Annotated in this window: 6 protein-coding genes; 5 read left to right on the top strand and 1 reads right to left on the bottom strand. The window is 43.2% G+C overall.

Annotated features, from left to right (window positions below; all coding sequences use genetic code 11):
• The coding region (locus tag V3S16_RS13900; protein WP_413885944.1) for a DMT family transporter at positions 1-809 on the bottom strand (809 nt) is incomplete at its 3' end.
• A 441-nt stretch (positions 810-1,250) separates the two neighbouring features.
• On the opposite strand from V3S16_RS13900, the gene V3S16_RS13895 reads away from it, so the two are divergent.
• The 5 genes from V3S16_RS13895 to V3S16_RS13875 form a co-directional block, all read left to right on the top strand.
• Positions 1,251-2,111 carry a transporter substrate-binding domain-containing protein gene (locus V3S16_RS13895; RefSeq protein WP_413885942.1) on the top strand — a complete coding sequence of 287 codons (861 nt, stop codon included), beginning with the start codon at positions 1,251-1,253 and terminating at the stop codon, positions 2,109-2,111.
• Positions 2,112-2,213: 102 nt separating this feature from the next.
• A complete protein-coding gene (locus V3S16_RS13890; RefSeq protein WP_413885940.1) occupies positions 2,214-3,224 on the top strand; it encodes an ABC transporter permease subunit in 1,011 nt (336 codons plus the stop codon).
• Complete coding sequence (locus tag V3S16_RS13885) at positions 3,221-3,958, top strand: amino acid ABC transporter ATP-binding protein (RefSeq protein WP_413885938.1); 738 nt, start codon at positions 3,221-3,223, stop codon at positions 3,956-3,958. Before V3S16_RS13890 ends, V3S16_RS13885 begins: the two co-directional genes overlap by 4 nt.
• A gap of 154 nt (positions 3,959-4,112) precedes the next feature.
• On the top strand, positions 4,113-4,841 hold the full coding sequence (locus tag V3S16_RS13880) for a glycosyltransferase (RefSeq protein WP_413885936.1): 729 nt from the start codon (positions 4,113-4,115) through the stop codon (positions 4,839-4,841).
• Positions 4,842-5,127: 286 nt separating this feature from the next.
• Positions 5,128-5,293: response regulator (locus V3S16_RS13875; RefSeq protein WP_413885946.1), on the top strand; the 166-nt coding region annotated here is incomplete at its 3' end.

Raw genomic sequence — 5,293 nt, 5'->3', positions numbered from 1 at the left:
CCTTTGAGGCCTAATCTTTCATCGATGGTGACATAGGCATAAAGAGCTGCAAAGACCGGTTCCATGCAGAAAATCAATGCTGTATGAGTGGGGCTGGTAATGCGCTGCATAGAAGTTTGAACCAAAAAGGCAAAGATGGTTGCAAAGAAAACACAGATAATTAACGGCCAGAGAATTTCCGGATGCCATACAAGAATATGGTCTCCCTGCCAGAGTGCAATCATCACGCTTAACAGTGCCACCGTGCCTATTTGAACAGTTGTCAGCCAATATATATCATTATGGCGCGCATATCTTCCGGTATAAATAATATGAAACGCCACAAAAACAGCACAGATGCCTCCCAAAAAATCCCCCACGTTCAACTTCAATCCTTGGGTTGTGCAAAGAAAAAACATGCCAAAGGCTGCCACCAAAACTCCCCATTTCATGTGCATTGTAATCAGATGGCCGAACAAGAATCCGCCGATAAGCGGCACAAAAACCACATTTAGTCCGGTCAAAAAGGCAGTGTTGGAAGCGGTCGTATAAACAAGGGCCAGGGTCTGAAAGGTGTATCCGCCAAAAAGAAGCGACCCCAGGATGATGCCGTGTTTTAATGCGGCCGGCTTAAATTTACGTCTTGACAGCAGACAGATTGCAAGCAGGATGGCAAAAGCTAATATAAAACGCTGAGAAAGGAATAAAAAGACACCTACCTGTTCAACGGCCTCTTTGACGACAGCAAAAGTGATCCCCCAAAAAAAAGTGGTAACAAGCAGCAGAAAATTGGCGCCCAGGCTTTTTGTATCTATTCGTTTAATTTCCAATTTAATCATTATTTCAAGAAATTATCTTTTTACATGATAAAAAAGAGGTACATATATCCGCTGTTATTGTAAAACGCAATCAAAATCGGATAAATATCATATACTTTTAATTAATCCAATATTCTTTAAATACCTTATCATTTTACTTGACCAGGCACCTTGTTGTTATCTATTAATTACAACAGATAGAATTATTTGTCTAAAATCCTTTAAATTGGCCTTGTCAATGAACTCTCCCAAAAAAAACGGGTCGAAGCAGTTGAAATAAAGTGCCCAAGATGTAATCGTACAGAAATCCTTTATCTGCCTGAAGAAACTATGCCCAAATGCCGGCAATGCCGGGTTGGTATGGTTATCAAGGAACTTTTAAAAGAGGGGAAATCTTGTTAGGCAATGTGTGTACCAACCAATTTTAAACTTAATTAACGTAGGAGGTTTGAGATGAAAAAACAATTGAAGTTTTTGGGTATTTTTTTGGGGCTTTTTTTACTAACATTTCTTTTTGTGAGCTGTGGACAAGAACAACCGAAGCAAGAGAAAGTAAATGTCCGAATGGACCTTGTAAAACAATCTACGCTTGAGAGCATCCTCAAAAAAGGCGAACTCAGAGTTGGTTTTGAAGCCGGATACATGCCTTTTGAAATGACCGATAAAAAAGGTAACTTTGTCGGTTTTGACATGGATATGGCCAAAGAAATGGCCAAGGCCATGGGGGTCAAATTCGTGCCGGTAAACACCGCCTGGGATGGTATCATTCCGGCCCTGATCACCGACAAATTCGACATTATTATGAGCGGCATGACCACTACCCAGGAACGCAATCTAAAGATTAATTTTGTCGATCCTTATATTATCGTCGGCCAGACCATATTAATCAATAAAGAACATGAAAACTACATTAAATCTTACAAAGATCTCAACAATTCCCAATATACCGTAACCTCTAAACTGGGAACGACCGGAGAGCAGGCTGTTAAGAGAATGATTCCCAAGGCTAATTACAAGTCCTTTGAAACCGAACCAGAGGCCGCGCTTGAAGTTGTCAACGGCAAAGCCGACGCCTTTGTCTATGATCTCCCATACAATGTAGTATTTATGGCCCAGCAGGGAGCGGGCAAACTGACTTTTCTTGACCAGCCTTTTACCTGGGAGCCGCTGGCCTGGGCAGTCAGAAAAGGCGACCCTGATTTTATGAACTGGCTTAACAATTTTCTAAAGCAGGCAAAAAATGACGGGCGCTATGACCGGATTTATAACAAGTGGATCAAAAGCACAGGCTGGATAAAGGACGTGCAGGAGTAATGGTCCTTGATCATTCAAAAAAACAAGCCGGACAAGCTGTTAGAAACAGGCTTGTCCGGCTTGTTTTTTCAACAATTGATATGAATATCTTGAGTAAATCAAATGAATCCTGATGCAAATCTTCTCCGGTTTAAAAAAAGTCGTACCTACTATTTATCGGCATGTGCTTTTTTTCTGATTATTGTTGGAGTTGTACTGGCCTTATATTATTCTGCCATGAGTATCGATTATGTTTGGCGCTGGTATAGAATCCCCCAGTATTTTATCTATCTGGACAAGGTTGAAATCAGAGCGGAGATAGAGGGAGAGGTCGACAGTATAACCACAAAAGATGCCAAGGTAGTTATAGTTGTTAAAGGGCTGGATGAATCTGAATCTTACAGCGTTCCAACGGGAAGTGTCAGTGTTGAAGAAAGCGACTTTATTTATTTCGGGGATGTACTGGCCCAATACGAAAAATGGCGCGTGGGCATTCTAATAATGGGACTCTGGCTCACACTAAAAGTGAGCTTCGTTGCAATTATTTTTGGAATCTTCATCGGTCTTTTTGCCGGCCTGGCCCGCATTTCATCCAATCCGGCCTTAAAATGGTCGGCGATAACCTATATTGAACTAATCCGAGGCTCCCCTTTGCTGGTCCAGATTTTTATCTGGTATTTTGTTCTGGGCACGCTTATTAACAACCTGCTTGCAAAACAAGGATTTTGGCAGATTCCACCCATCTGGTTCGGGGTGGCGGCGCTGGCCAGTTTTTCGGGAGCATATGTGGCTGAAATGGTAAGAGCGGGGATACAGTCCATACATCGCGGTCAGACAGAGGCTTCCCGCTCCCTGGGCATGACCTATGTCCAGTCCATGATGCATGTCATTCTTCCCCAGGCCCTGCGACGCATCATTCCACCCCTTGCCGGTCAATTTATCAGCCTTATCAAAGACTCCTCCCTGCTTGGTATTATCGCTATCCGCGAATTAACAAAGGCCACCCGGGAAGTCGTTACGACAAGCCTGCAGCCTTTTGAGCTCTGGTTTGTATGTGCGCTTTTGTATCTGGTATTAACTTTTTCTCTTTCCATGCTTTTACAGTATGTGGAAAGGAGGACCTTAGCCCAGTGATTGAAGTCAAAAATGTTTTTAAAACCTTTTTCGTCACTCACGAAGTACGGGCTCTTGTGGATGTATCAACCAAAATTGCAGCCGCAGAAGTTATCGTTGTCATCGGCCCATCCGGCTCCGGGAAAAGCACTTTACTGCGATGTATTAACAAGCTGGAAACAGCAAACAAGGGTCGTATTTATATTGACGGTGTTGATATCCTCGATCCCAAAACAGATATAAATAAGGTAAGGGCTGAGGTCGGGATGGTTTTTCAATCCTTCAACCTTTTTCCCCATAAAACAGTTTTTGAAAACATTACCCTGGCGCAGACAGTGGTTCGTAAAAGATCTAAAGAAGAAGCTGCTGCAAAAGCCGTGGCACTGCTGGAAAAGGTGGGAATTCCGGAAAAGGCCGATGTTTATCCGGACCAGCTTTCCGGCGGCCAGCAACAGCGAGTTGCCATTGCCCGGGCCCTGGCCATGGATCCAAAGGTCATGCTGTTTGATGAGCCTACCTCGGCGCTGGATCCCGAAATGATCGGCGAAGTGCTGGACGTAATGAAAAATCTGGCAAGAGAAGGGATGACAATGGTGGTTGTTACCCATGAAATGGGTTTCGCCCGGGAAGTAGCAGATCGCGTTATTTTCATGGATGAAGGCGCCATCGTGGAAGTCGGAACACCGGAACATTTCTTTACCAACCCCACCCATGACAGAACCAAGCTGTTCTTGAGCCAGATTCTTAGACCCTAAAACTGATAAATTTGAAAAAAGTGAAACGTGAAATGTAAAACGACTACATTTAGTACATTAAGAGGCAATATTACACAACATATAGACTTTTCACGTTTAACTTTTTACTTTTTACGGAACTATCAAAACTGCATACACAAAAACAAAAGAGAATATGACAATTCACTACTCCGTTATTATTCCGGCATATAACGAAAAACAATGGTTGCCACGTACCCTTACAGCGCTAAGAGAAGCCATGGAACCGCTGTCTTTGCAAGGAGAGGTCATTGTCGTCGATAACAATTCCACCGACCGAACTCCTCAGATTGCCCGGGAAGAAAACGCGCGGGTCGTGTTTGAACCGGTCAACCAGATCTCCAGGGCACGTAATACCGGTGCCAGGGTTGCGCAAGGCCGCTATTTGATCTTTTTAGATGCAGATACCATCGTTTCGTCGGCTCTGCTGCAAACCGCACTGGATAATCTCTCCGGCGGTTGGTGCTGCGGCGGGGGGAGTTTGGTGGATTTGGACAAACCGGTGCGGCCTTTGGCCCGCAAGTCTTTGGATCTGTGGAATTGGGTTTCTTTGAAATTCGGTTTTGCGGCCGGATGTTTCATCTATTGCCTGCGGGAAGGATTCGAAGCTGTCGGCGGATTCAGCCAGAAGGTTTACGCCAGCGAGGAAATCTGGTTCTCCAGCAGGCTGCAATCATGGGGTAACCTGAAACAAAAGGCCTTTCATATGATTATTTCCCCCCGGGTTATAACTTCCAGCCGCAAGTTGGAGTGGTATTCCCCGCTGCAATTGGGGCTTACAGTTTTGATGACAATGATTTTTCCTTTTTCATTGCGGTTTCGGAACGCTTGCTTGCTTTGGTACTGGCGACCAAATAAGCCATAATTTGAGACCTTTGAAAAACGAAATATCCAGCGCGGTTCGGCAACAGAGGCCTTAAAAAAGGTTTCAGGAAAGGTATATTAATCTTTCCCTATCATCACCTTGTCTAACCCCTGAAAAGATCTCAACAGTAATTTTCGACATGGAAAATTATCCTCAAAAACTCAATTTAATTTATATATCCTTGAATTTTCAATATATTGTTGACAAACTGTGTAAAATAAGATAGTTATTAATATCATGCTTTGATGTATTGTATAACTATCAATTTTCATTAGGAAAAAAAACTATGCGCAACATTTTAGTGATCGACAATGAAGAATCCATTTTACTCATGCTCGCAACGGCGTTAGCAAAATGCGGCTTCAATGTTGAGATAGCAGTAGATGGTACGGAAGGAATAAAAAAGTTTGATGAAGGCCATTTTGACTTGGTTATTACGGATATTCTAATGC

The sequence above is a fragment of the Candidatus Desulfatibia sp. genome (assembly GCF_036446775.1).
Lineage (GTDB): Bacteria > Desulfobacterota > Desulfobacteria > Desulfobacterales > UBA11574 > Desulfatibia_A.
This window is presented reverse-complemented; position numbering and strand designations above follow the sequence as displayed.

Excerpts from the sequence above, each read along its gene's own strand:
- V3S16_RS13895 (WP_413885942.1), top strand. The coding sequence starts at position 1,251 with ATGAAAAAACAATTGAAGTTTTTGGGTATTTTTTTGGGGCTTTTTTTA.
- V3S16_RS13890 (WP_413885940.1), top strand. The coding sequence starts at position 2,214 with ATGAATCCTGATGCAAATCTTCTCCGGTTTAAAAAAAGTCGTACCTAC.
- V3S16_RS13880 (WP_413885936.1), top strand. The coding sequence starts at position 4,113 with ATGACAATTCACTACTCCGTTATTATTCCGGCATATAACGAAAAACAA.